General features: G+C 68.1%; 20 protein-coding genes, 1 pseudogene and 1 other annotated feature. Of the genes and pseudogenes, 12 read left to right on the top strand and 9 right to left on the bottom strand.

The features are described 5' to 3' along the window. Window positions 1–147: 147 nt before the first annotated feature. The 4 genes from HQM25_RS11580 to HQM25_RS11565 all read right to left on the bottom strand — a co-directional run bounded on the left by HQM25_RS11580 (window position 148) and on the right by HQM25_RS11565 (window position 6,802). Window positions 148–2,706, bottom strand: coding sequence for a glycosyl hydrolase family 18 protein (locus tag HQM25_RS11580; RefSeq protein ID WP_172990367.1), 2,559 nt, complete (start codon window positions 2,704–2,706; stop codon window positions 148–150). A 108-nt stretch (window positions 2,707–2,814) separates the two neighbouring features. Beyond that, window positions 2,815–5,049, bottom strand: coding sequence for a helix-turn-helix domain-containing protein (locus HQM25_RS11575; RefSeq protein WP_172990366.1), 2,235 nt, complete (start codon window positions 5,047–5,049; stop codon window positions 2,815–2,817). Window positions 5,050–5,161: 112 nt separating this feature from the next. Then, window positions 5,162–5,893 carry a hypothetical protein gene (locus HQM25_RS11570; protein WP_172990365.1) on the bottom strand — a complete coding sequence of 244 codons (732 nt, stop codon included), beginning with the start codon at window positions 5,891–5,893 and terminating at the stop codon, window positions 5,162–5,164. Between the two features lie 282 nt (window positions 5,894–6,175). Beyond that, window positions 6,176–6,802, bottom strand: a complete 627-nt coding sequence (locus HQM25_RS11565; protein ID WP_254359302.1) for an RNA-guided endonuclease InsQ/TnpB family protein — start codon at window positions 6,800–6,802, stop codon at window positions 6,176–6,178. A 16-nt stretch (window positions 6,803–6,818) separates the two neighbouring features. Between HQM25_RS11565 and HQM25_RS11560 the strand changes: the two genes are divergently transcribed. Continuing rightward, entirely contained in the window at window positions 6,819–7,817 is a 999-nt protein-coding gene (locus HQM25_RS11560) for a tyrosine-type recombinase/integrase (RefSeq protein WP_254359300.1), read from the top strand. Window positions 7,818–8,314: 497 nt separating this feature from the next. On the opposite strand, the gene HQM25_RS11555 is transcribed toward HQM25_RS11560, so the two are convergent. Continuing rightward, window positions 8,315–9,187: a hypothetical protein gene (locus tag HQM25_RS11555; protein ID WP_172990363.1), complete on the bottom strand. Its 873-nt coding sequence runs from the start codon at window positions 9,185–9,187 to the stop codon at window positions 8,315–8,317. A gap of 943 nt (window positions 9,188–10,130) precedes the next feature. Between HQM25_RS11555 and HQM25_RS11550 the strand changes: the two genes are divergently transcribed. From HQM25_RS11550 to HQM25_RS11525, 6 genes are all read left to right on the top strand, one after another. After that, entirely contained in the window at window positions 10,131–10,544 is a 414-nt protein-coding gene (locus tag HQM25_RS11550) for a hypothetical protein (RefSeq protein WP_172990362.1), read from the top strand. Next, window positions 10,541–11,683, top strand: coding sequence for a peptidoglycan-binding protein (locus HQM25_RS11545; RefSeq protein WP_254359298.1), 1,143 nt, complete (start codon window positions 10,541–10,543; stop codon window positions 11,681–11,683). Before HQM25_RS11550 ends, HQM25_RS11545 begins: the two co-directional genes overlap by 4 nt. Next, the gene (locus HQM25_RS11540; RefSeq protein ID WP_172990361.1) at window positions 11,680–12,315 is read left to right on the top strand and encodes an ABC transporter ATP-binding protein; all 636 of its coding nucleotides are present in this window, start codon (window positions 11,680–11,682) and stop codon (window positions 12,313–12,315) included. The genes HQM25_RS11545 and HQM25_RS11540 overlap by 4 nt, the downstream gene beginning before the upstream one ends. Continuing rightward, window positions 12,312–13,412 (top strand): ABC transporter permease, encoded by a 1,101-nt coding sequence (locus HQM25_RS11535; protein WP_254359296.1) that lies wholly within the window; start codon window positions 12,312–12,314, stop codon window positions 13,410–13,412. Before HQM25_RS11540 ends, HQM25_RS11535 begins: the two co-directional genes overlap by 4 nt. Before the next feature lie 192 nt (window positions 13,413–13,604). Beyond that, on the top strand, window positions 13,605–14,135 hold the full coding sequence (locus tag HQM25_RS11530; protein ID WP_172990360.1) for an RNA polymerase sigma factor: 531 nt from the start codon (window positions 13,605–13,607) through the stop codon (window positions 14,133–14,135). Further along, window positions 14,111–15,148 (top strand): hypothetical protein, encoded by a 1,038-nt coding sequence (locus HQM25_RS11525; RefSeq protein WP_172990359.1) that lies wholly within the window; start codon window positions 14,111–14,113, stop codon window positions 15,146–15,148. Before HQM25_RS11530 ends, HQM25_RS11525 begins: the two co-directional genes overlap by 25 nt. Before the next feature lie 623 nt (window positions 15,149–15,771). Here the strand turns inward: HQM25_RS11525 and HQM25_RS11520 are convergent. Next, on the bottom strand, window positions 15,772–16,413 hold the full coding sequence (locus tag HQM25_RS11520) for a hypothetical protein (protein ID WP_172990358.1): 642 nt from the start codon (window positions 16,411–16,413) through the stop codon (window positions 15,772–15,774). A gap of 729 nt (window positions 16,414–17,142) precedes the next feature. Between HQM25_RS11520 and HQM25_RS17855 the strand changes: the two genes are divergently transcribed. Continuing rightward, on the top strand, window positions 17,143–17,556 hold the full coding sequence (locus HQM25_RS17855; protein ID WP_254359295.1) for a hypothetical protein: 414 nt from the start codon (window positions 17,143–17,145) through the stop codon (window positions 17,554–17,556). Continuing rightward, on the top strand, window positions 17,463–19,928 hold the full coding sequence (locus HQM25_RS11515; protein ID WP_254359294.1) for an AAA family ATPase: 2,466 nt from the start codon (window positions 17,463–17,465) through the stop codon (window positions 19,926–19,928). Before HQM25_RS17855 ends, HQM25_RS11515 begins: the two co-directional genes overlap by 94 nt. A gap of 11 nt (window positions 19,929–19,939) precedes the next feature. On the opposite strand, the gene HQM25_RS11510 is transcribed toward HQM25_RS11515, so the two are convergent. Beyond that, on the bottom strand, window positions 19,940–20,086 hold the full coding sequence (locus HQM25_RS11510; RefSeq protein ID WP_172990357.1) for a hypothetical protein: 147 nt from the start codon (window positions 20,084–20,086) through the stop codon (window positions 19,940–19,942). Between the two features lie 38 nt (window positions 20,087–20,124). Here HQM25_RS11510 and HQM25_RS11505 point away from each other — a divergent pair, with 38 nt between their 5' ends. The 3 genes from HQM25_RS11505 to HQM25_RS11495 all read left to right on the top strand — a co-directional run bounded on the left by HQM25_RS11505 (window position 20,125) and on the right by HQM25_RS11495 (window position 22,292). Next, the gene (locus HQM25_RS11505; RefSeq protein ID WP_172990356.1) at window positions 20,125–20,358 is read left to right on the top strand and encodes a type II toxin-antitoxin system ParD family antitoxin; all 234 of its coding nucleotides are present in this window, start codon (window positions 20,125–20,127) and stop codon (window positions 20,356–20,358) included. A 440-nt stretch (window positions 20,359–20,798) separates the two neighbouring features. Beyond that, window positions 20,799–21,266 carry a type IV toxin-antitoxin system AbiEi family antitoxin domain-containing protein gene (locus tag HQM25_RS11500; protein WP_172990355.1) on the top strand — a complete coding sequence of 156 codons (468 nt, stop codon included), beginning with the start codon at window positions 20,799–20,801 and terminating at the stop codon, window positions 21,264–21,266. A gap of 87 nt (window positions 21,267–21,353) precedes the next feature. Further along, window positions 21,354–22,292 carry a nucleotidyl transferase AbiEii/AbiGii toxin family protein gene (locus tag HQM25_RS11495; RefSeq protein ID WP_172990354.1) on the top strand — a complete coding sequence of 313 codons (939 nt, stop codon included), beginning with the start codon at window positions 21,354–21,356 and terminating at the stop codon, window positions 22,290–22,292. 179 nt (window positions 22,293–22,471) lie between these two features. Here HQM25_RS11495 and HQM25_RS11490 read toward each other — a convergent pair. Together HQM25_RS11490 and HQM25_RS11485 are read right to left on the bottom strand one after the other, a co-directional pair. Beyond that, a pseudogene (locus HQM25_RS11490) lies at window positions 22,472–23,655 on the bottom strand (IS3 family transposase); the annotation flags it as partial. Then, window positions 23,318–23,431: a sequence feature (AL1L pseudoknot), on the bottom strand. (Overlaps the previous pseudogene by 114 nt.) 827 nt (window positions 23,656–24,482) lie before the next feature. Continuing rightward, window positions 24,483–24,965, bottom strand: a complete 483-nt coding sequence (locus HQM25_RS11485) for a hypothetical protein (RefSeq protein ID WP_172990353.1) — start codon at window positions 24,963–24,965, stop codon at window positions 24,483–24,485. Window positions 24,966–24,967: the final 2 nt, after the last annotated feature.

The following is a 24,967-nucleotide window of genomic DNA, read 5'->3' as shown; positions in this document are numbered from 1 at the left end:
CTTTCCTGGGGGAGGCCGGCGGGGGGCGCCGGTGTCGCCAGGTTAGGAACGGGGGTGTTTGTTCAGCGTCCGTACATTCCACATTCCTGCAGACGACACGGGGCCGTGTACGGGTTTCCCCGTACACGGCCCCGTGTCGCGTGTGCGTCAGCCGCAGGCGATCCCCGTGCCCCACGGGCCCCACTGCGCCCCGGGCGTCTCGCCCTGCGTGTACCACTTGGCGGTCCACTGCTTGCCGGCGAAGGTCACGGTCTCGCTGCCGCGGTAGATCGACGACGCGCTCCACGAGGGGGCGTCGCATGCTGTGGTGCCCCCCGTGCCCCCGCTGCCGCCCGACCCCGACGACGGTTCGACGACCGTCACCCCGCGCGGCAGGTCGTACAGCGCCGCGTAGACGGCCCCGCCGATCGTCACCCGGAGATTCGAGATCTGACTGATCGGCAGGGTCCACGACAGTTTCGTGTACGCCGATCCGCCCGCGGGGATCCCGCCCGAGGGCACGGTGATCCGCGCGGTGTGGAAGTCGCCGTCCAGCCCGCCGACGTTGTCGCCGGTGTGCCCCGACGACACCGACACGAGTCCCCAGCCGTTCTGCTCCTTCATCTCGCCGGTGTCGCTCGTGGCGTAGTCGAAGGTGATCGTCGCGCCGGCGGGGATGTCGGTCGCCGAGTTGTTGCGGAACGTCACCCGCGGATTGATCGGGTAGTTGCTGTCGCCCAGCGCGAACTCGGAGAACTCGACGTCCAGATCGATGGCCTGGGTCGGCATGGTCTCGTTCGCCTTCGTGGCGCCGTACGGCTGCGACGCGCTCAGGGTCGAGTGGATGCGGTCGACCAACGACGATCCGATCTCGTACTGTCCCTTCGCGGCGTTCCAGCCGTAGTCGCCGGCGAGCTCCCAGATCATGACGCCGCCGAGTCCGTTGTCGGAGACGTAGTCGGCCTTGGCCTGGATCGCCTGGTCGGAATCGCCCGACAGGAACGTGCGCGTGGTCGCGTTCCACCACCACTCGGTCTTCGAGACGTCGTCGAAGTGGTGCGTGTACCCGCCGGCGAGAGGGCCCGTGGGCACCCCGTAGGCCGCCGCGTAGTCGCCGACCACACCGCGCTGGAGGTTCAGCACGTGCCAGATCGGGTTCACGCCGGACGGGATCGGGTTCCCGTTGCCGTCGAGGTCGTGCCAGAGGTTGTCGACGCCGATCGCTCCGGCGCCGCACTTCGAGGTGCCCCCGATGGTGGGACCGGTGCCGGGCGGGCACGCGGTCTGGTCCGGGAGAGCGGCTTTGCCGCCGAATCCGTTCGTGCCTCCGGTCACGCCGATCCATCCGCGCGTGTAGAAGGGCACTCCCATGTTGATGCGCCCCGCCGGGAGGGCGCCGCGGAAGTAGTGGAACGCCCAGTCGGAGTTGAGGTAGCCGATGCCCTTGTACGCGGTGTACACGCCTGCGGCCGCGAGCTCGGGGTCCGCCCCGTTGTCGTATAGCGGCGCATTCCCGGCGACGTAGTCGTTCCATGCGCCGTGCAAGTCGTAGCTCATCATGTTGACGTAGTCGAGGTACTTCACCACCTGGTGCACCTCCTGGCCGCGCAGCAGCCAGCCCGATGCCGGCGCGGCCACGGTGAGCATGTAGTACTGACCGTCGGCGGCGCTGGCGGCATCCAATTTCTCGCGCAGCGTCTTCATGAGCGCCGTGTAGTCCCGCCAGAGCGTCGCGCGACGCGCGTCGGAGTACGCGAAGTCATCGGGGTTGCCGGCCTTGCTGTTGCTCGTGGCGTACTCGTAGTCGATGTCGACACCGTCGAACCCGTACTGGCGGATGAAGGCGACGGCGCTGTCGGCGAAGGTCTCGCGGCCGGCGGCCGTCGCCGCCATCGTGTAGAAGCCGCCGTCGGCGACGCGCGTGCCATCGGGCGCGAAGTGCCCGCCGGTCTCGGCCCATCCGCCCACCGACACGAGGGTCTTCACGCCCGGGTTCGACTTCTTGTACTTCTCGAGCAGGTTGAAGTGGCCCTGGTAGGGCAGTGTCGGATCCATCTCGGCGCCCGCGACACCCGGCCAGGTGAGCTCGGTTGCCGCGTCGCCCGCGGCGGCGGCGTTCACCGACACACGGCCGGTCCCGTCGATGTGCGCGAACGCGTAGTTGATGTGGCTGATCTTCTGCCACGGGATGTCGCTCGCGAGGTAGCGCGGCGCGCCGGACTGACCCGTGCGCCAGCTTGTGAAGTACCCGATCACGCGGTGCTCGAGTCCGTTCGGCAGCTTCTCGCGTCCGGCGGTGTCGTAGATGTCGCAGTAGGGGACGTCGATGCCGGGGGTCTGGTACAGCCCGTCGGGGCGGCACTGCTCATCGGGATTGGTCGTCCACGGCGCGCCCGGTGTCGGCGCCGGGGTCGGCGTCGGGGTCGGGGTGGGCGTGGGGGTCGGGACGACGGTGCCGTCGCCGCATGCGCCGCGCGCCTCCCACGGCCCCCACTGCTCGGTGCCGGGCACGTTCGTGGGCTCGGCCCACCACTTCGCCCGGTAGTTCACGCCCTCGTATGACACGGTCGCACCGCCGGCGTAGGGGCCCGTGGTCGACCACGCCGGGGCGCAGGGATCGGCGGCGGTGGCGGAGGAGGGGGCGACCAGCAGTGTGGCCAGAAGGGCCGCCGCGCCGATCAGTGCGGTGGCGCCGACCCGTCGTCGGCGCGTGGGGGGAAGGGTCATCGGTGTGTCCTCGCGGGGGATGGGCGGCGCCGGGGTGCGCCGCGTCTCGCACGCTAACGACGGGCGATGCCCGCTGGCATCCGCGGGATCCCTGATACGGGATTCCCCTTATGGGACGACGACGGCGCGCTCACGCGCCACGCGGTGGGCGAGGACGCTCAGCGCCACGCGCGAAGGGACAGCGAGCTTGGTGAAGATGCGGCCGAGGTGCACTTCGACCGTGCGCACGGAGACGTAGAGCCGCTCGGCGACCTGCCGGTTCGTGGCGCCCTCGGCGACCAGCAGAGCGACCTCCTGCTCGCGATCGGTCAGGACGTCCGCCCAGGCGGCGCGACAAGCCTGCGCCAGAGGGTCGACGGCGTCGCCATCGACGACGCTGCCGACACCGAGTCCCGTGCCGACGGGCTGAGTCGTCGGCACGGCCGTCGTCGTCGCTTGCGGGTCGGGCGAGAGCAGCGTCTCCGCGGGAAGGTCCGCGATCTCGTCATCGCACGCGCGCTGCCACACGATCGCCCCCGCGGCGTGGAAGAGGCCAGACGCCGCGATGACGTGCTCGCGCGCCCGCCCGAGGTCGCCCTGCGCGCGCAGCGCACGCCCACGAGTCAGCTCGCTCAGTGCACGGGCGTACGGCGATCGGGCCGGCACGCAGTATCGCGACACCGCGCCGCCCTCGTGGGCGCGACGGGCGGCATCGCTGCGCATCTGCGTGTCGTCGAGGCCGGGAACGGCCAGTCCCGGGCTGCCGTCCTCGCCGCCGAGTTGCGCGCTGAGCTCCACGAGCGTCGCCGCCTCGGCGGGCCGGCCGCCGAGGAAGGCCGCGATGGCCCGATCGACCAGCGCTCCGCTGCGCAGAGATGGCGTGTGCGGGGTCGGATGGGCGTCGCCGAGTGCGCGCGACGTGGGCAGCGTGCGACCGTCGGTGCACGCGTCGAGTCGGCGCGCGAGGGTGACCCCGAGTCCGGCGAACGGCAGGGCGATCGGGGCGTGCACCGCGGCGGCGGCCAGCTCCGACCTCGCGCGGGCGAGATCGCCCGCCCAGAACTCCACGAGGGCGATCGCCACCCGCCGGTGCGCTTCGGCGAGCGGGCCGGGCAGATCGTGCGCGAGGTCGCGGAAGCTGGGCGCGCACGGGTCGAGTGCGCACCCCGCCGAGCCGTGCAGCACGCCGAGCGCGTGGGCGTAACGGCCGTGCGCCGCGAGGTCGAGCGCCGCCACGATCCGTTCGCGCATCGCGTTGTCGTCGGCACCGGGGCCGTCGACGATGCCGGGCTCCGCGCAGGCGAGCGCGTCGTCGAAGAGTGCGCACCACGCGCGGGCGTTCGCGAGTCGGGCGCGTCCGCGTCGTCGGGGTGCGACGATGCGCTCGGCGCGGGCGAGCAGGGCGGCGGCATCGGCCCGTTCGCCGCGTTCGGCGTTGAGGCAGGCGGCGTCGGCGAGGGCTCGCCCGACGGTCGCGGTCTCGGCGGGGCCGAGCTCGCCCCGTTCGGCTCGCGCGGCCAGTCGCGCGAGCTCACCGACCGGGACGTTCCCGTCGCGCAGGGTGACCGCGTGCACGAATGCGGGAAGGGCGCGCGCGGCGACGGCGTCGCTGCCGGCGATCGCGGCGCGCAGCCACGTCGCGGCGTCGTCGACGAGCCCCGCCGACAGCGCCGCCTCACCGGCGACCACATGCGCGCGGTCGCGGTCGGGACCGGTGGCGTGGCTGGCGGCCTCTCGCGCCACCGCGTGCGCCCACTCGGCGGCACCCGACGTGAGAGCGGCCGCCGCGAGCGCGAGGAGTGGGCCGACGATCGTCTGGTCACCTTCGAGCGTGCTGAGCGAGGTGTGCCATACGGTCAGCGGCGCCTCGCCCGCCACCCGGTACGCGCGCGCCAGTTCCGCGTGCGCCGCGGTGCGCTCGCCGAGCGTGGCGCTGCCGTGGACGTGCACCCGCACCCGTGCGTCGGCGAAGCGCAGGCGCCCGCCGGCGACCACCAGATGAGAGGCGGCCGGACCGGACAGCACGTCGCCCATCGTCAGTCCGGTCGCCGCGAGGACGATGTCCACGCGGTGGTCGACGCTCACCGCGGCGGTCAGCAGCACCCGCCGCGCGGCGTCGTCGAGCGCGTCGTCGAGCGGTCGGAACACGTCGCGCACCGCCGCCGTCAGCGGCAGCGGATCCGGGAGTGCGGACAACCCGGCGCGCTGGGCCGTCGTCAGCCCGGCCGCCACCTCGGCGATCGCGGCCGCATCCGCCTCGAGGGCCGTCGTCAGGCGCATCGCCACGTGCGGTGCGACAGTGTGTCCGAGCCGGTGGAGCAGATCGAGGGCGGCATCGGATGCGCCCAGAGCAGGTCCGGTCACCGTCATCGCCGCATCGCCCTCCGTCTCGGAATCTCCGTCGATTCCCGGGGTGGATTGTTACCAACCCTTACAAAGTAGTGGATGGGGGCCGCGGTGCAACGGTCGATCCGTCTCACGGCGCCACGTCGACGTACGCGATGTCGTCGAGCACGGTGAAGCGCAGCACGGTGTCGACGCCGAACTCGGCCACCGCCTCCGGTGCGATGAAGGAGAACTGCGGATCCAGGGTCACATCGGCCACCGTCGGCAGCACGTCCCGGCTGCATGAGGTCGCCGACGCCGTCGGCCGCAGCGTGAGATCGCGGCTGATCCAGACGCAGCGCAGGCGTCCGTTGGTGGTGGCCACCACCTGCATGCCGTGGAACCGCTCGTACGTGATCACCTCCACGCCGCTGCGGCGCTGCGGGAAGTCCAGGTCGGGGTCGTTGGTCACGGCGAGGGTGAAGTCGTGCGCCGGTGTCGCGACGAGAGTCCAGGCGGTCACCCCCGCCGCCAGCAGCGCGGCCACCAGCACGCTCGTCACCCACAGCATCAGCCGGCGCTGGCCGCCCGCGCGCGAAGCGGCAGGGGGAGGGGATGCCGCGGGCGCGGCATCCACCCGTTCCACCGTCTGCGCAACCGGCGCGGCGATCGCGGGCGCCTCGGCAGCGCCGCCGGTGTCGGCCGGCGCCGGAGACGCGGGCACGGGCGGGATCTCGCGCGGGTCGAGTCCCAGATCGAGCGCGTGCGAGATCTCGAGCTCGCGGAGCCGCCGGAGGGCCGTGGAATCGCCGAAGATGTCGGCGTGCGGCCCGTAGGCGCGTTCGCGGAGCTCGGCGAGTTCCCGATCGGCGCCATCGCCCATGGATCGATCATCCCACCGCGGCGGTCACCGCGCGGCGGTGCCGGCGAGGCTGCCGCAACGCAGAAGGACCGCCCATGCGGACGGTCGTTCTCGCTCGTGGGTTGTACGCATAACCTGTTCTGCCGCGTTTTTCCGAGGGAGTTGAGAGGGTGCATCGCGGCCGATCCTCTACGGAGCCGCCGCTAATCCTCTGATTCCCCCGCGCCACCTTGTGCGGCTTGGTGCGTACGTTGTCCACGCCAGCACCGTCGGGTGCTGACGTTGCCGCGTGGTTCGGGGCGGTCATGCCGCTTCCTCCGCGCACGGCGTGGTTCCGGATTCGTCTCCGACGCCAGCAAGCTGGGCGAGGGTGACTCCACAGGCGTGTAGGCTCTCCGCGCTACCTCGGGCGAGCTTCAGGTGGTTCGTTGCTGCGTTGTAGTCCCGGTCGAGGACGGTTCCGCAGGCCGTGCATGTCCAGACGCGTACGTCCAGAGATTTCTTCTTGCCCCAGGTTCCGCAGACCGCGCAGGTCTGTGTTCCGGGGAAGAACTTCGGGGCGACCACGAGCTCCCGCCCGGCCAGTCCCGTGTGAGCTGCGAGTTCGCGGAGGAACATGCCCCACGCGGCGTCATGGATTGATTTGCTGCGCTCGGAGTGGCTCCCGGCGATCATGCCGACGATGTCCAGGTTCTCGACGCAGATCACCTGATTCCCGCCGGACAGCCGGGTCACGAGCTTGCGAACGAAGTCGGTTCGCAGGTCGGGCGTGTGCAGGCGACCGCGAAGATGCGCGACGAGGTTGGCGAGCTGCGTCGCGTGAAGGCCACTGGGGCGACGGAGGCCGAAGCACGCGCGGCACTTGCCAAGCAGGCCGAAGACATCCGCTTCCGTACAGTCGGCCCGGTGCTCAAGCCGTGGCGCGACCATCGCCGAGGCGTGCGAGGTGTTCCTGTACGAGAAGGAGCAGTCGCAGACTGTTGTCGACACCACGCTCGAGTCGTACCGGTCGACCATCACTCACGTCGTCACGCCCGCGTGTGGCAATCTGCCCCTGCGGGATCTTACGGTGCTTCGCTGCAACCGCATCCTACTGGGGATCTGGGAGGAGAAGTCGCTGCCCGCGGCGCGGCGGGCGCGCAGCATCCTGTCGCAGGTGTGCCAGACCGGCATCGAGCACGAGGTGATCGCCGCGAACCCGATCCGCGACGCGCGTCGACTGCCGCTGCCCGACAAGAAGGAATCGGTGCTCAGCCCCGACCAGGTGATGGTCGTGCACGAACTGATGCGCGGCTGGCGCGCCGACGGCGCAGGGTTCGGTCCGCGCCCCAACGTGGCCGTGCTCGAGAACGTGATGTGGATCATGATCGGCACCAGCGCCCGCATTGGCGAAGTGCTCGGCCTGCGGCGCTGCGATGTAGATGTCACGGCGCGTCCGGCGACGGTGCTCATCGCGGGGACGATCAAGCAGAGCAAAGTGAACGGGCTGTATCGCAAGAACACGCCCAAGAGGTCGCGCCAGAAGCGGCGGATCGCTCTCCCGAGCTTCGCGGCCGCCGCGGTGCGGGTGCAGCTCGCCGAGGCGGATCGCGACCCGGAAGCCTTCCTGTTCTCGACCAAGACCGGGCGCCCGTTCAGCGTCAGCAACTACGAGCGGCTGCTGCGCACCTTCATCGACGACAACGAGAAGGCGCTGCAGGCTGCGGCGATCGACACGGGCGAATTCTCGACGCACATCTTCCGCCGTACGACCGCGACGATCATAGACGCCGCGGCCGGCATCACGCTCGCCTCGCGTCTGCTCGGGCACGCGAACGAGCAGGTGACCCGGCACAGCTATGTCGTGACCGCTGAGCTGGTCGACCCCGTGACCGCCGACATCATGGAGAACGCGTTCGCCGCGTCGAGCGATCTCGACGGGGGAGTGCCGGAGGGGTGGGAGTGATGTTCTCGGGTCTTTGCGACACGCCGGGAGCCACAATAACTAGTAGGCCCGGCGCTTCGGGCGTCACATATGTTGTGATTCGTCGATCTGTGCGATCCGCGAAACCTGCGGTGGTGCCACCGTGGCACCACCGCAGGCGCTGGGTAGTCAGGTGCCGTTAGCGTAACGGCACCGTAGTCGAGACTAACTGCAAGTTTCTATCCGAGCCTGTACAGCGTGGACCCGCGGACGAGGGTCCAAACTGCCCACCAACGCATAGTCAAGGAAACTGCCCGTGCACCGGGTAGTGGGTCGATGCAGGTGGCTCGGGAACGAGCGTCGACAACGGGCTCGCCTGGAGCGTGAACGCGCGCTCCAGCGGGAACTCCTCGAGGACTGGCCCGCGTTCCCGGACCAGCCCAGGCCACCGGGCCGTGTATCGATGGGACGACAACACCCGCCGAGGCCATCACGCAACCAACGTCAGCGCCGCGGTCACCGAAGTTCGGTGTTGAACCCTATTCGTTATGTCCCCACGTGTTCAGAGGGTCGGGACACGCCGCCCAGATTTCCGGGTCGGTGCGCAGATCGGAGCCGGACGACTCCGCTAAGGCATAGATTCCGATGATGCGCGACTCGACGAGGAGCGCGTCGGAGAATGCCTGGTAGCTGGGCAGCGATGGTACGTCCAGACCGAGACTCTCTAGACAGTCTCTGGTGCGCACCTGTGCTCGGTACTCGGAGTCGGCAAGCTCCGCGGTGAGGGGCGGTGGCGGATCGATCCCGACCTTGTTATCGATGTAGCACCGCTTCACGTCGTAGTCGTAGGCGTCCTTCTGCGCGTCTGGAGTGTCGATCACGAAAGCGCCCGGACCGGTCACGGTGACTTCCCATCCCTTATCGCGAAGGCAACCGACGATGATGTTGGAAGCATCCTCGGCGCTCATCCACGGGGCGTCGGGGTCGAAGGTCGCGTGCGGGTCGGGAACAGGCCATCCGTCGCTCAGCCACAGCCCAGACTCCTCGTCAAAGGTCGGAGCGACGGCAGGCCCCGTCGGCGGTGCAGTCGGTGTGGTCGAGGCGTGGTGCTCGCCGGGGGCGCACCCGGCGAGCACCAACAGCGATGCGACGAGGCAGAGCGCTCTCGTGACGGGTTGCGTCATCAGTTCGGGTTCGGTCCACAGACGTTGTACGCGTTGGAGAGCGAGTACGGGCTGTAGATCTGCCATGCGGTGGAGCCGCCCGTCGTCGCGTTCGTCGAACTCTTCAGGCTCAGCCCCGTGAAGTTGAAGGTACGTCCAGAGCTCTGATAGAAGTGCGAGCTCGGCGCGGTGGCTGGCGCTGACGCCGTGACAGATGACCACAGGTTGGCTGTTTGCGTCGCGCTGCACGCAGCGTTGCCTGTGGCGAGCTGCGCGTTCGCTGCGACTGCACCTGCGAGGACGAGAACTGCGGAAACGAGCCCCGACGTGATGGCGCGAACCGCGGTTAGCTTGTTCATTGAATTGTGCCTCCCTGTGTCGGTGAGGGAGGCTGGTTGCCTGCCTTCATCCTTATACGTCGGATCGGCGATGATCCTGACACAAGTCGCGAGACGACTGCACAGCACGTGCCCTGTGTCGATCGTTCTGTCCGGAGCAGCTTTGGAGCAGCTTCTTCGCCGACCTCGAAGCGTGCGGAAGCCTGTCCTTGTGCGAGCACTGCCCGGAGGCGGCACCCATCGCGTTGGCCACGCCGAGATTTTCTTGTCGGCCGGTGTCAGGAATCGTCGCTCCGCGGACATTACCTGTGTGAAAGTCCGCAGTTGAGAAACCTCGGACGTCTTCACACAGTGTGGCGCCGCGAATTGTGATCGGAGAATCAGATGAGGAAGACCTACTTGGCGCTCGGCGGCTCGATGGCAGCGATTGCGCGTACAGTTGCCGCGGCCATGCCAGCTGCCGCTGTATCGGGAACGCAGAGCTGTGCAGCGACCCAGGCGTACGGGATCCAGACCGAGCTCACAGCGGGTGGTACCAGCACGACGCTCACAGTGCACACCTACACGAGTTCGGACTCGCGGACGTATTACGGGCTGGGCGTGAAGAACTCGACGCGCGGCAATAACGCCAGTTCCGGGCCGTGGGATGCGTACACGCCATTCTCGTTCAAGACGGCGAAGGGAACGTGCGGGCCCAAGATCTCATGAGGGCGAGGGTTGCGGCGGCTGTGACGGTCGCGATAGGGACGTTCGCGGTCGCGGGGTGCGCTTCTGCGGGCGGCGTTGTCGGCTCGCCTGCTCCGCCGGCCCCGTCCGTGTCCGAAGGAGTTGAGGTTGGTGGGGGACGCGATGGTGTGGTCACCTCGAGCGAGATGATCGCAGGCCTGGGGGCATGCCTTCTCGAGCGCGGGTGGGACGTGACCATCCAGGGGGATTCGGTCCACGGGCGGAACATGGGGGAGCAGTATGACGCGTACATCCGCGACACGGAGGAGTGCAGCGAGCTCGTGGCGCCTAACCAGCCGGAGCCGCCAGAGCTGACTCCGGAGCTTGCGAGAGAGGAGTACGACGCTCAGGTTCTCTACCGTGCGTGCCTGCTCGAGCACGGGGTTGACGCGCCCGAGTTGCCGAGCTATCAGCAGTTCGAGGACGCACTCCTGATCGACAAGTCGGTGTATGACGGTTCCTTCGAGGCCGGGCTTCCCGGTGGCAGCGAACTTCGGCGGACGTGTGCTGACCCGTTGGAGACGTGGGGGCACAACGGATGATGGTGCCTGCCGCCGTCGATAGTGATGGGGGTGCCGAGGTCAGGAGGTTCGAGGCCACGGGGGGACCGCGGCGCGGTAGCCGGAGCGGTTGGATCGTCGCGGGGTTCGCGGTCGTTATTGCGGCCGTCGCGGTGGCGGGGGCCGGGTTCGTGGTGTTGCGGCCCGCCGAGGATCCCCTCACCGCAACGGCGTACACGACGGTGCCGGTGGAGCAGGGGCAGGTCGGTTCGAGCTTGAGGTTGAACACGGTGGCGGTGTGGGAGCCGACGCCGGTGGGGGTCAATCGTGTGTCGGGGGTGGTCACGGGGGTCGAGGTCGCCGCGGGCGACGAGGTCGGCGCGGGTGACACGGTGTACACGGTGAACTTGCGGCCGGTGGTGGTGGCGGCGGGCGCGGTGCCGGCGTTCCGGGCGATCAGTCGTGGCGATCAAGGGACGGATGTCGCGCAGCTTCAACTGCTGCTTGCGCAGCTCGGGCACTATGCGGGACCTGCGGACGGGACGGTGGGGTGGGGCACGGTGACGGCGATCCGTGCGTGGCAGAAGGCGTCCGGCGTCGCTCAGACGGGCGTGGTCGAGTGGGGTGATGTGGTTTTCGTCCCGTCGCTGCCGACGCGTGTGTCGTTGGATCCCGCGGTGGTGGGGGTGGGGAAGACCCTGACTGGGGGCGAAGAAGTCGTGCGCGGGCTGCCCGCATCTCCCGTGTTCACGATTCCCATGACCGATGCGCAGGCGAGTATGGTGCCGATCGGCACGCATGTGCGGGTCACGGCACCGGATGGATCGGAATGGAGCGCGGTCGCCGCGGACAAGACCTCCGACTCCGAGACGCAGACCGTCACGGTCGGATTGACCGGCATAGACGGAGGTGCGGTGTGTGGCGAGGCATGCGGTTCGATTCCCGTGACGGCAGAGGTGCGGCTGTCGTCCGAGATCGAGACCGTTCCGACGGTGGAGGGTCTGGTCGTCCCGTCGGCGGCGCTGGTGACGGACGCGTCCGGGCAGGTCTCGGTGGTCGATGAGGACGGGGCGCGTCGGGCGGTGACCGTCCGCGCCTCGGCGCGGGGGATGTCGGTGATCGACGGGGTCGATGAGGGACTTCGGGTGCGTGTTCCCGCAGGGAACGGCGCCCCCGGATGATCCTGGAGGCTCGAGAGGTCGGGTTCGACTATGTCCCCGGCCGGCCCGTGGTGGACGGGTGGTCCGCGACATTCGCGCGGGGGTCGATGACAGCTATCACCGGACCGTCGGGGCGCGGCAAGTCCACGCTCATGTATGTTCTCGGGCTGATGCTGCGCCCATCGCGTGGCGACCTCCTTGTCGACGGCATGCCCGTGTCGGCCCTCCGTGACGCCGCGCGGGCGCGGTTGCGGGCAGACCGGTTCGGGTTCGTGTTCCAAGATGCTTCACTTGACGCGACGCGCTCGGTGCTCGACAACGTGACGGAGACAGCCCTCTACCAGGGCCGGGATCGACGTCAGGTCGCTGCACGCGCGGCGGGATTGCTCGAACGCTTCGGTGTGGATGTGCCCGCCGGCCGCAAGCCCGGGCAGGTGTCGGGGGGTCAGGCGCAGCGGATCGCGTTGTGTCGGGCGCTGCTCACCGACCCGATGGTCCTGCTTGCGGACGAACCGACAGGGAACCTCGACCCTGTCACCGCGCAGCTCGTGGTGGCTGCTCTGCGCGATCACGCCGCATCGGGTTCGGCGGTGATCGTCGTCACTCACGCGCCCGACGTCGCCGACGCATGCGATCACGAGATCCGCCTATGACGCCGGCATCCGTTCTACTCAAGGAGGCGGCGGCCTCGGCGAGATCGCAACCCATCGCCTCGGTGCTGACCGTGCTCATGGTCGCGGGCATGATCATCGCTGTCATGTTGACCACCGGACGCACCGTCGGCGCGGAACAGCGTGTACTGGGCTCGATCGACACCGCAGGGACCCGCTCAATCACGATTCGCGCCGAGCAGTCGGCCGGTGTCACGAGCGACGCAGTCGACCGCATCGCCCACATCGACGGCGTCGAATGGGCCGCAGGCTTCTCCGCAGCCGTCGACGCGACGAACACACTCATCCCTGATGGCACCCGGGTACCCGCCCGCTTCGCCTACGGTCCCCACCTGGACCGACTCGACATCCCGCGCGAGATCCCCCTCGAGGGGACCGCTGCCTATGTCTCGCCCCTCGCGGCGGCTGAGCTCGGCATGGTGGACACAGCCGGGGCGATCACACTCCTCGGGGGACCCGAGTACGCGGTCGTCGGTGCCCTCGACATCCCGGACTTCCTCACTGGACTGCAGCCAGTCCTGTTGATCCCGCAGCCCGACCCTATCGGTACCGAACCCGTCGCACTCATCATGGTGATCGCGGAGCGCCCCGACCTCGTCGCGCCCGTCAGCGACGCGGTGCTCTCGGTTCTCGGCGCCGACGACTTTACGAAAGTGACCGTGCAGACCTCGGAGACACTGGCGCACCTCCGAGCCCTCATCCAGGGTCAGCTCGGCGGATTCTCGCGCGGTCTCGTCCTCGCTGTGCTCGCTTTGACCGGAGCCCTCGTCGCGATCCTTCTGACCGGTCTCGTGCTCATGCGGCGCAAGGATTACGGCCGACGCCGCGCCCTGGGAGCCACTCGAGGACTCATCGTCGCGCTCCTGCTGACACAGACCGGCCTCCTCGCCACGCTCGGCGTCGCGCTTGGCGCCGCTACGTCCACCGCAGCACTCCTCATGCTCGGAGATCCGCTCCCCGGGGCCGCGTTCACCGCGTCGTTGGGTGTGCTTGCCCTCGCGACCGCGCTCCTCGCCGCACTGATTCCCGCGATCACCGCCAGCCGTCGCGAACCCATTCGAGAACTCCGCGTCCCGTGAATCTCCTTCGACATCAGCAACCGCCGAACGGCCGAAAGAGGCCCAGCACGGTCGCATGCTCTCCAAGCCCTGCCCGAGAATTGAGACGACACATCGAATCGCCGCGAATGTGTCAGGAACGCGGCCCGCGCGACATGTACTAGGTAAGAGACGCAACGAGAGCGGCCCGTGCCCGACTGAAAGTGCCACCAGATGACGTTCCCCACCGAGAGCTTTCCGGAGTTCTACCGGGCGAATCGTCGTACAGTCTGGAAGTTCGTCCGCCGCAGGGTTGACAGCGACGACGCCTGCGAGGACATCTGCGCCGACGTCTTCGAACTCGCCTATCGAAAGCTGGACGTCTCGCACCCGAACCCGGTCGGCTGGCTGATCCTCACGGCGACGCACATGCTTCGGGCGGTCGCGCGACGAAAACAACGCGAGAACCAGGTTCTTCACAATCACGCGATGATGCAGGCGATGGTCGAGTGGGAGGATCCCCGGCTCGAACAGCTCGCCGAAGCCTGGCGACGGTTGCCGCAGCGTCACCAGCATGTGCTTCAGCTCTTGATTTGGGACCAACTCCCCGCGGCCGACGCCGCGATCGTCCTCCGGTGCTCCGAGCAGACCGTGTGGAAACGCGCGAGCCGAGCACGGCAGGCGCTGCGGGACGCGTGGCCGACTGACACGGATGACACGGGCACAGAGGGAGGTCGATCATGGGACATGATCCCGATGCCCTGAGCGACGACAGGCTCGACAGCCTTCTCCGGCAGCTCGACCCGCTCAGCGGAGTGAACGCGGACGAGCCGCTGAACGATCGCGACCGCGCGGTCCTTCTGCGAATCATGGCACAGCCCCGCAAGAAGACCTTGGTGGGGGCGGCGCCTGCGCCCCGGCCCGCTCCCCGCAACATGGCGCTCGTGCTGACCATGGCGGTGACCGCCATGGTCGCGATGATCGCCATCGTCTTGGTGTGGCCGCCGGTCGCGCCAAGCGCGATCGCCCTCACCCCGCCGCCGCTGAAGGTGTCGAGCACATCGCAGACAGTCGGAGAGGTCGCGAGCATGGCGCAACGGCTACTCGCAGGCAGGGCCGGCCAACCGGCCGCGGAGCGCAGGGTGTCGTCGGTGGGATGGTACCTGCAGATGGATCATCCGGCCTCGGGTGAGACCATCGCCGTCATCGTCCCACAGGTGATCGAACTCGCCTGGAACGAGGATGGCTCGGGGCGCGAGGTCACCACTGCCGGCATCCCCTACCTCGCCGATGGGACCCGACTCGAGGACTCGACCCGCGGACCCGAGCCAGGGAGAGTCCTGCACGACATCACATATGCGGCTGGCGGTTTCGGCACTCCCGTCCAACAGGTGCCCGGCGAGAGCGCGACGGAGGTCAAGGACTTTCTTGCTGCCTACTGGAACCCGGTCGCGACATCCGGCACCGCGTCCGACATCATCACCGCGATCGGGAACGCGTTCAGCTCATGGACCCTCACGAATCAGCAGCACGCACACATTCTGGACATGCTGAGCAGAGCGCCCGGCGCCTACATCGCCGGCACCGCCCTCGATCGCGCTGACCGCGAAGTGACGGTGATCGCCGCCGACTCGACTCACAACCCCGACTACCAACTGCTCCTGCTGGTCTCCAACGAGACGGGACGCATCGTCGGCACCGAAAGTGTTCGCCTCACTCCCAGCGGTGAGCTGCCCGCTGGATCAGTCACCTCATACACACTCTGGGACACGCATTGAAACACCGTCTCGCCATCTTCGCCCTCATCCTCGCGGCATCGCTCGGACTAACGGTCGGTCTCAGTGGCACCGCGCACGCGGGTCAGAACCTCGATCCTCGGATCGAGTACGCGCTCGATGCTCAGCCAGGTGGGATTGTGACCAGCCCGAACGTGGTGGAGTGGCCACAGTTGGGTATGCGATTGGAGGTCCGATCCGCGATCGTGGCGTTCGGGCTGTCCTCCAAGTGTCCGAGCGGTAGCATCTGCGCCTTCCAGTCCGCGAACGAGGGCAGCGCCCGGTTGTCATGGGGAGCTTGCGGGACGTTCTCCACGACTGCGCTTGCGACGGTTGGTTCGGTAGCAAACGCGCGGTCCATCGGCACCGTTCAGGCTCGCTCGGGCACAGCCATCGTGGCGTCGACATCAGCGGGAAACTTCGCAAACGTCTTCGGCGCAGTCGACAATATCCGGTGCATCTAGCTACGACACTCTCATCGAAATCACGGTCGATCTGAGCTCACGGGCCACATAGGCCTGCGCGAGTGCGAAGCGACCCAGCGCGGTTGCCCTTGACAGCCGCGGTCGGTCCTGAGCGCCAATGACACACAGCGAGGATGTCGCGAACGACATCCTCGCTGTGTGTCATTGGCCGGCGCGATAGCTCGAGTTCAATCCCCAGGTATCGAGCGGATCCCGACACTCAATGCGCAGAGGGTCCCCCTGGGATAGCCCCGCTTCCCAAGAACCGTCGTAGATCTCTCCGCCCGTCAGCAGAGCGTCTTCGAACTGCTGATAGCTGGGCAACGCAGGTGCGTCCACTCCGTGCTGGAGCAGACACTGCCGATACAGCATCTGTGCGTTGTACTCCTCGACGGCCAACTCGGGAGACAGCGTGGGAGGCGGCGGGAGGTCCGCCGTTGCGATCGCATAGCACTCGTCGTTCGCGGCACGATATGCGTCCATTTGTGCGAGCGGTGTGTTCGAGCTGACCGAGTCACGGCCGATTGTGACGTCCCAGCCCTGATCGATCAGGCACTGGCCGACACGACGCGCCACCTCTGATGAACCCACGTGTTGTTGTTCTTCGTCGCCAACCGCCGAGGATGCGGTCCGCGACGCACCCGGCGCCGGCCCGGATTGGTTACCCGACATGCTGCATCCGGCTGAGGTGACGGCAACTGCCGCGAGCACAGCCCACAACGCCAGCCGCCTCACGAGACCTTTGGCCCGCATGTCCCGTTTGCGTTCAGGAACGACGCGGGAGACGGTACGTACGTCTCCCATCCTCCGCTGCTCACCCCCGCGCGGGAGCTGTTCTTGTAGCCCTGTCCGAAAAAGTCGACAGAGTACGCGCCGACATAGGTGTGGGTTGTCCGAGTCGTGGAGTTCGAGTTGACAGCAGAGAGTCGGGTCTGGATCCCATACTGCTGGTTGCTGGCGCAGGTTTGCCAGCCGCTCGCGCTTGCCGCAGAAGCGGGCAGCGCAGTCCCCACGACGAGGCCAACTGCGAGCGCAGCCGCGAACATGCCGGAGGTGAGTTTGCGAGACGGTTTCATGAGTTTGCCTTTCATCTGGCGATGGCGTTCCTCTACCCAGATATGCCGGGGGCACGAAGAACCTGACCGCCGCATTGGAAGTGATAGCTGGAGTCCGGACTAGCTCGATACACCCCGAAGGACGGGCGTGAGTGGTCGCGGTGCGGGCAATGTGGTCGCGTCCGATCAGAGAGCTTTGGTGCGGGACGTGCCCGCGATCTCGGTGCTGGGTGGCCACATCCGACGCGCGAGGTGGGGATTGCCGGGGGCGATGCAATACGCGCATCCGGGGCCGGCCAAGAGAATCACGAACCAGCCTCGCGGCGACACGTCTCCTCTGCTCTTCGCGCTTACCATGTCGATCACGATTGGTCCGCCTCAACCTCCCGGCACATAGAGACCGATCCACCCGCGCCCCGACGTCGACCCCATGGCCACCCATCGCCAAAACGAATGCACGCATGCTACGGGGACCGTAGTGCGCACCTCCCTGACAGGAGAACTTGTCAGGGAGGTCGGCGTGAAGGGCGGGGTGACGCTGTATCGCGGGGCCGGCTGCGCCGCGCGACGCTACCTGGAATCTGATCGCTCGCTGGCCGACGAGTACTACCTCGAAGGCGTCGTCGCGATCGCGGACTTCGCCGTCATCGATGCTTGCGGGCTGGTCGTCGACCAGCGCAGCCTGAACCCGGGGGAGTACGCGGGTTGGGTCGACTGGACGGACCCCATCAGCGGCGTCTCGATGGGGATGCCGCGCCAGTCGGGTGAGGCCGGCGGGGGAGTCCGCGGTTCGCCGAGATGGTCGTCAACGTGCCGAAGTCGCTCTCGATCGCTGCGGCGCTGCATCCTGATGTGTCGGCCGCGCTGGATGACGCTCAAGGCGATGCGGTGAGGGAGATCCGCACGTGGCCGGGGCAGCACTCCGTCACCCGCATCGGCCCGCGCGGGGCGCAGCGGGTCGTGCACGCAGACCGCCTGCAGACGGTTGCCGTGTCGCACCGCACGAGTCGTGCGGGCGACCCTCATCGCCACGTCCACTTGCAGATCGGCACCCGGGTGTGGGCGGAGGGTGCGTGGCGCGCGCTCGACACGGCGGCGCTGTTCCGTCAGCAGGGAGCCGTCCGCGCGCTCGGCACCGGCATCCTCGCCGCGCACCCGCAGCTCGCGGCAATTCTCGATCGCCACCGACTCACGCTCGACCCGATCACCGGGGAAGTCGCTGAACTCGTGCCGTGGAATCACGTGATGTCCAAGCGCGCAGCGCAGGTGACACGCAACCTTGCGATGTTCGAGCGGGAATGGATCACGGCGCATCCCGGGCAAGAGCCGAGCGCAGAGGTGCGCGCGCGGCTGCAGGCTCGTGCATGGGATCACCAGCGACCGCACAAGCGGCCTTCCGTGCTGAGCACCGATGCCGCATGGCGCGCCGAAATGCGCGTTGCGGGATGCCCGACGCAGCCGCCACGCGCACGGAACATCGCCCCGACCGTCGCGCTTGACGACCTGAGTGTGGAGGTGGTCGCGTCTCGCGCACTCGACCGTTGCGCGGCGACGTCATCGGCATGGTCGGTGCACGATGTGCGCGAACAGGTAGCGCGCATCGTGACGTCGCTGGGATGCCGCACCGACCCGGCCGCTCTGCGTGCGTTCATCGAGCTCGCCGCCGGGCTCGCCCTGCAGGACTGCTTGTCGGTGCTCCCGGTCGACGCGCCGACTCCTGAGCACGTCGCCCATCTCACGACGGCGCGCGTCATGGCCGTCGAGACGGCGTTGCGCGACAAACTGGCGGAGATGGCGGATGCCTCGCACCGGGCGACGGCGCCCCTCATCGATGACGATCGACGGGATGCCGACCAGGTCAGTGCGGCGCGGGCCGTGGCATCCACCGCCCCGCTTGTCGTGGTCGAGGGTGCCGCCGGTGCAGGCAAGACGACCATGCTGGGCGCTGCCATCGACGCCGCGACGACCGTCGACCGCCGAGTGCGGATCCTGACGCCTACCCGGAAGGCGGCGCAGGTCGCAACCACTGAACTCGGCGTTCGGGCAACGTCGGTCGCCGCGTTCCTGCACGAACACGGCTTCCGTTGGAATGACGACGGCGTGTGGACTCGGCTCCCCGTCGGCGACCGCGATCCCGAGACCGACGGTGCATACCTCGGCCCACCCTCCGACGCCCGGCTCGTTCGCGGGGAGCGCATCGTCGTCGACGAGTCCGGCATGCTCGACCAGGACTCCGCGCACGCATTGCTCACCGTCGCTCACAAGGCCGGCGCCACGATCGCGCTGGTCGGCGACCGTGTGCAACTCCCGGCCGTCGGACGAGGCGGCGTGCTCGAGATCGCCGCGACGCTTGTGCCGGCGGTGCACGACCTCACCGCGCTCCATCGCTTCGCGGACCCGGACTATGCGCGGCTCACCCTCGCGCTGCGCGCGGGCGTGGATGCGGACGCACTATTCGACCGACTCCACGCCGCGGGCCTGGTGCGCATCCACGGCGACGAGGACGCATTGCGCGACGGCGTCGCGCTCGAGCACCATCACGGCGTCGCGCTGACGACCGCGACCATGGCCGAGGCGAGCGCGCTCAACGCCCGGATCCGCGATCGCCGGGTCGAGCGTGGACAAGTCGATGACAAGACGACGGCCGTGGGCAGCGACGGAATGCCTATCGGGCGCGGTGACGTGATCCAGACCAGAAAGAACGACAGCACGTTGCGGGTCGCCAACCGTCAAACGTGGCTCGTCGACAAAGTTCTGCCGGGCGGAACGATCGCTGTCGTCTCGAATGTGCTCGAGCGAGGTCGGCGGGCGCGAGTCATCCTGCCCTCCGACTACGTGGCGTCGAACGCGCACCTCGCATATGCGTCGACCGCGTACGGGATGCAGGGTGTCACGGCGGGGGAGTCGCAGACCGTCCTGAGCGACGCCGCGACGGCGGCGAGCCTCTACGTCGGGCTCACCCGTGGACGGGACCGGAATCGACTGCATATCGTCGCCGAGAACCTCGCCGATGCGAAGGGCCAGTTCGCCGAAGCGATGGAACGCGATCGTGCCGATCGCGGGCTGGAGGAAGCTGCCCGTCGCGCCGCAGAGCGGATCCGCGGCCTGATCAACGGTTTGCCGGCTCCGACGGTGCCTCAGCGCGACGCCGACGCGCACGCTTGCCGTGCTGAGGCACTGCGGCGCGGCCCGCTGGGCGGGTTCGATCGCGACGCGGCACGTCGCAGGTCGGACCGCGGGGGCGGCCTTGCGATCGGCCGTTAGCTCCCTCCGCGCTATCGTTCTGAGCCGGTGTCGCCGTCGTCGTGGTTGGGCTCGGTCCACTCGCCGTCGGCGACCTCCTCGCGATAACTGGGCGTCTCGGCATCCAGTTCGGCATGGATGGCGACACGAACACTTTCGGGGATTCGATCGAGAGCCATGGGCGTGAGCGTAGTGCGTTCTTGGTACGTTGGCGCCCATGGCGACGAATACCTCCATCAGCCTCGACGACCACTTCACTGCGTTCTTGGCCAGCGCGGTGGCAACCGGCCGTTACCGCTCCGCGAGCGAGGTCGTCCGCGCAGGTCTTCGACTGCTCGAAGACCAGGAGGGACAGATGAGCGCGCTGCGGGTGGCGCTCGTGGCTGGCGAGGAGAGTGGCGAACCTGAAGAGTTCGACTTCGACTCGTTCATTGCCTCGAAGCGCGCGTGAGGACCTACCGACTCACCCCGCTGCGCCGCGCTGACAGCGATGCCAATGTCTCTGCAGGAGTTCGTCGCCGACCACCTGGTGGATCGAGAGCACGTCGACGCCCACAAGAAGCGGAGCTCGTTGAAGCTGATGCTCACTCGCAGGGGCCAGATGCGTAGCTCGGGTGCGTCCGACTTCCGCCACCACCGCGGAGCCGGCCGGGTCGGCGGAAACCAATACAGGAATGCCGTACCTGTATCGAATTCTGTTGGAGAGTGCCGGTGATGTCTCGCGTGAAACTGTCCGACTTACTCCGCTAGGAGGACCTGGCCGCGCAGAGCCGCAATCGACGCTGGAGGCCCTGCTGTGAGCCCGAATCCGAAGTACGGCACCCCGGCCCGCGACGTGACCCTCGCCATGAACGGAGTGTCAATACCTTCACATTGTGCTAAGGTATTGACATGCTGGCCGTCACGAAACTTGAGCGACTGCGCGAAGTCGCGCTCGATCAGCACGGCTTCGTCACGACCGCCCAGGCGCTCGAGGAAGGGGTGTCACACGCGGAGCTGTCGACGATGACAGCTCGTCATCGAATCGAGCGAGCCGCCCACGGCGTCTATCGCGTATCGCAGATCGCCGAAACAGAGTACGACCAATACCAGCTCGCAGTGCTTTGGACGGGGGCGCCAGAGGCGTGCCTGAGCCACGACACCGCCTTGGAGATCTGGGACATCACAGACATCAACCCCGATCGCATCCACGTCAACGTCGCGGCGCATCGACGCCTGCGCCGCGCTGGGGGGAACAGTACGTCGTGCACACGGCAGACCTGGCTCCGTCGCAGATCACGTGGTGGCAGGGCATCCGCACCGTCACCGTGCCGACCGCGATCGAACAGGGGATCGCATCCGGAGTGTCCACCTATCTGATTCGCCAGGCGATCGACCGCGCAGGACGAACCAGCCTGCTACCCGCTGACGATCGCGACCGCCTCGGCATGATGCTGGAGGCTCGGGATGGACGCTGACCGTCAGAGCCTCGCGGCATCGCTCAGCGATCTCGAGCCGAAGGCGAAGACGCCGGCATCCGCCCGCGTCCTGAACGCATGGATCACCCAAGCGGAGGACCGCCTCGGAACCGCCGGGCCGAGGCTCGCTTGGCTCGTCGCAGCCACTGTCGCCTCGGCCGCACTTCAGCGCGCCGTCGATGAGCAGGGCTCGACGCTGTTCCTCCTCAAGGGCGGCACGATGCTGCAGTACCGTCTGCCTGGCATGTCGCGCACGACGAAAGACATCGACGGACTGGTCCGCGGAGACATCGATCGCTTCCTCACCGAACTCGACAAAACACTCCGGGAACCGTGGGGTCCGCTCACACTCGTCCGCGGAGAAGTCGAGACCATCGAAGTGCCGCATCGCATCGTGAAGCCGCGCCGCTTCGATCTCACCGTGCAGCTCAATGGCGTCACATGGCGGCGCGTCCAGATCGAGGTCTCGCCAGACGAGGGGCACGCCGGTGCCGTTGCCGAGACCATTCCCGCACCGTCGCTGGCCGGATTCGGACTGCCGAGCCCGGCGGGCCTCGCGAGCATGTCGATGGCCTATCAGATTGCGCAGAAGGTCCACGCCTGCACCGACCCGCACGACCCGCCAGCGGCAGTCAATGACCGCGCACGCGACGTTGTCGACCTCCTGCTGCTCCGCGACCTCGCGGCGGCGACCGGGCAGCCGACGGTCGGTGATATCCGCGAAGCGATCGTGGACGTCTTCACCGCCCGCGCGATCGACGCGACGGCCGCAGGTGCGCAGGCTCGAACGTGGCCGACCCGGAGCCACGCGTACCCTCACTGGACGCCGAGCTTCGCCCGCGCCGCGGAGTCCGCGGGGCTCGACATCTCCCTCCCGGACGCCGTCGACCAGCTCAATGCGTGGCTCGACGTGATCGAACGCGGCTGAGCTGTCGGTGCGTGTACGACGCCTTGTCGAGCGGGGTCCTAAACGGGGTCCTAAACCACGAAGCCGGGGTCCGAAACACCTCGTATCAACCCGGAGCAACGGGTAGACTCAACCCGTAAGATCCGCGTAAAGACGCGGAATTTGAGCGATCTGCGCTGGTCACTCTGTTGCGCCCGGGTTCATTGGAGGCTCTCGGTGACCCGTTCGCTGGTGCGAGCGGGGGTTTGGTGTGAATCGTAGTGGTGCTGCTCGGCCTCGACGGGCGGGATCATTCCGATCGCGGAGTGCAGGCGACGGTGGTTGAACCAGTCGATGTACTCGGCGACCGCGAACTCGAGGTCGTCGATCGATCGCCAAGGCCCGCGGTGGCGGACGAGTTCGGCTTTGAAGAGCGAGTTGAACGCTTCCGCGAGGGCATTGTCGTAGCTGTCGCCACGAGATCCGACCGATGCGACGGCGCCGGCATCGGTAAGACGCTCGGTGTAGCGGATCGCCCGGTATTGCACGCCTCTGTCACTGTGGTGGGTGAGCCCGGTCGTGTCTTGGCCGTCGTGTTCCCTGGTCCAGATGCCCATCTCCAGGGCGTCGAGGGCGGGGTCGGTGCGCAGGCTGGTGGACAGTTGCCAGCCGACCACGCGGCGGGAGAACACGTCGACCACGAATGCGGTGTAGACCCAGCCGGCGAACGTGCGGATATAGGTGATGTCCGCGACCCAGAGCTGATCGGGGCGGGTCGCGGTGAACGCCCGGTCGACGAGGTCCAGCGGCAGTTCCGACGGGTCGCCGGGAACGGTGGTGCGCGGCCCGCGTCGTCTCACCACGCCACGCAGGCCGTCCCGCCGCATCAACCGCTCCACCGTGCACCTGGCGTACCGGTGTCCCTCACGCCGAAGCTGTGCGTGCACCTTCCGGGCGCCGTAGACGCCGAGGTTGTCGGCATGCACGCGACGGATCTGGGTGAGCGCGGCCTCGTCGCTGATCGTCCGCGCCGAAGGCGGCAAGGTCTTGGACGCGTAGTACGTCGACGGGGCGATCGGCAGCTCCTCGCAGATCGGCTCGACCCCGAACTCGGCCTTGTGCGCGTCGATGTACTGCACCATCAGCTGTGTGGGCGGTCGAGCTCCGCCGCGAAGAAAGCCGACGCGCTCCGCAGTATCGCGTTCGCCCGCCGCAGCTCCCGCACCTCTCGTTCCAGGTTCGCGATGTGCTCCGCATCATCGGTCGACCGGCCCGGCCGCAGACCCCCGTCGATCTCGGCCCGCTGCACCCAACCCCTCAACGTATCGCTCGGTATTCCGAGCTGCTGCCCGACCCGGGTGCACGCGCCGCGCCGCCCGCCGTCCTCGTCACGCGCAGCGAGGACCGTCGATGACTAATCACGAAGGTCTGGACCCAGGAATTCCCGACGATGCTCCGCTCCACCGCCCAAGGCGCGATCCTGGCAGTCGCACGATTCAGCGTGGCGCTTCTCGCCACCGTCACGCCCGCGCTGGTCGCGTGCAACTCCTCCGCACTGTCATCGGAATCGCGGTGGTCACGACGCCGGGCTTGTGATCGTCTGGCTTGGATTCCGCGGTCGCCGGCACAACGAATTCGATGTCGAGATCGGCGTACCCGGCATCGCCGCGGAGTCGGGTGGTGACGCTCGAGGTGCGGAGCTCCCGCGGCTCTTCGCGAACGTAGACGGTGACGACGAGTCCGCGTACGGGGCGATCGCGGCCGCATTTAACCTCAACGAGATCCGTCCCAAGGGACCCTCGACATGCCGATTCGACGATCACTCACGCACGTGTTCGGCAGACCCGAGCCGAACTCGCCGGCCTCGACGCCACTTGGGAGCAGCCGACCGGTCAGGGGCGCGCCCTCGCAGTAAGGATTCCAGGTCGGCGCGCGCGCTCTCTGCGCCGCGTTGGGCGGGGTGCGGGGGCCATCGCGCAGCCAGCGGGCCGCGCGCTAGCCGCAGAGCTGACGATCGAGGAGACTGAGCCGCACGAAAGCTTTGACGTTCATTGTGAGCTGCAGCTTGATCACCTCTCGGACGCGCGTGCCGGGCATCGACCTGACTGAGTGCGAACACTTCGGCGTTCCATGCTTTGACCCGACTACTACGCGACGACAGCTTGGAGTTCCCTGATGCGTCGCCAGAGAGTCCGCTCCGGCCGTCAAGCTCGCCACCTGTCGACCGAGTACTCACCACCATGGGTCGTTTGCAGGCGCGGCGTCCCACTCGGGTAGGTCCGGCATCGCCTTGCGTGCGTCGGTGACCGGGCGGCGCAGCGCCTCCCAGAACTCGGCGGCTGTCAGCAGCCCGGTGACCTCGTGCAGCGTCGGGACGAGTACGACCCCGTGCCGGGACGCGACGTCGGCGAAGACATCGGACGCGTCGACGCTAGGACCGGTGAAGATGGCGGCGAGGAGCACCGGGTCGGCGGTAAGCAGATCCTGGACAAGCGCCGCGTGCGCACCGTTCGGTGTCGGCAGTGCGCGCGCCGGCCAGCGGGCGTCGACATCGAGCAGGCCGCGGGTGCTTCGATTGGTCTCGATGCCGAAGATCACTGTCTCAGCGTCGAGCCGCCCTGCGGCCCCGTCCACGGCACGGTCCAGCGTCTCGGCGCCCGGCAGGAGCGCCGCGTCCAGGTAGATCACTCGGTGAAGGTCGTCGCGGGCGTTCATTG

The organism is Microbacterium hominis, from assembly GCF_013282805.1.
GTDB lineage: Bacteria > Actinomycetota > Actinomycetes > Actinomycetales > Microbacteriaceae > Microbacterium > Microbacterium hominis_B.
Note: the sequence above shows the minus strand (reverse complement) of the source record. Positions and strands in the feature narration are given on the sequence as shown.

Excerpts from the sequence above, each read along its gene's own strand:
- HQM25_RS11510 (WP_172990357.1), bottom strand. The coding sequence starts at position 20,086 with ATGGCTCTCGATCGAATCCCCGAAAGTGTTCGTGTCGCCATCCATGCC.
- HQM25_RS11535 (WP_254359296.1), top strand. The coding sequence starts at position 12,312 with ATGACGCCGGCATCCGTTCTACTCAAGGAGGCGGCGGCCTCGGCGAGA.
- HQM25_RS11565 (WP_254359302.1), bottom strand. The coding sequence starts at position 6,802 with ATGGTCGCGCCACGGCTTGAGCACCGGGCCGACTGTACGGAAGCGGAT.
- HQM25_RS11530 (WP_172990360.1), top strand. The coding sequence starts at position 13,605 with ATGACGTTCCCCACCGAGAGCTTTCCGGAGTTCTACCGGGCGAATCGT.
- HQM25_RS11520 (WP_172990358.1), bottom strand. The coding sequence starts at position 16,413 with ATGGGAGACGTACGTACCGTCTCCCGCGTCGTTCCTGAACGCAAACGG.
- HQM25_RS11515 (WP_254359294.1), top strand. The coding sequence starts at position 17,463 with ATGGTCGTCAACGTGCCGAAGTCGCTCTCGATCGCTGCGGCGCTGCAT.
- HQM25_RS11540 (WP_172990361.1), top strand. The coding sequence starts at position 11,680 with ATGATCCTGGAGGCTCGAGAGGTCGGGTTCGACTATGTCCCCGGCCGG.
- HQM25_RS11495 (WP_172990354.1), top strand. The coding sequence starts at position 21,354 with ATGGACGCTGACCGTCAGAGCCTCGCGGCATCGCTCAGCGATCTCGAG.
- HQM25_RS11570 (WP_172990365.1), bottom strand. The coding sequence starts at position 5,893 with ATGGGCGATGGCGCCGATCGGGAACTCGCCGAGCTCCGCGAACGCGCC.
- HQM25_RS11545 (WP_254359298.1), top strand. The coding sequence starts at position 10,541 with ATGATGGTGCCTGCCGCCGTCGATAGTGATGGGGGTGCCGAGGTCAGG.
- HQM25_RS11505 (WP_172990356.1), top strand. The coding sequence starts at position 20,125 with ATGGCGACGAATACCTCCATCAGCCTCGACGACCACTTCACTGCGTTC.
- HQM25_RS11580 (WP_172990367.1), bottom strand. The coding sequence starts at position 2,706 with ATGACCCTTCCCCCCACGCGCCGACGACGGGTCGGCGCCACCGCACTG.
- HQM25_RS11525 (WP_172990359.1), top strand. The coding sequence starts at position 14,111 with ATGGGACATGATCCCGATGCCCTGAGCGACGACAGGCTCGACAGCCTT.
- HQM25_RS11485 (WP_172990353.1), bottom strand. The coding sequence starts at position 24,965 with ATGAACGCCCGCGACGACCTTCACCGAGTGATCTACCTGGACGCGGCG.
- HQM25_RS11500 (WP_172990355.1), top strand. The coding sequence starts at position 20,799 with ATGCTGGCCGTCACGAAACTTGAGCGACTGCGCGAAGTCGCGCTCGAT.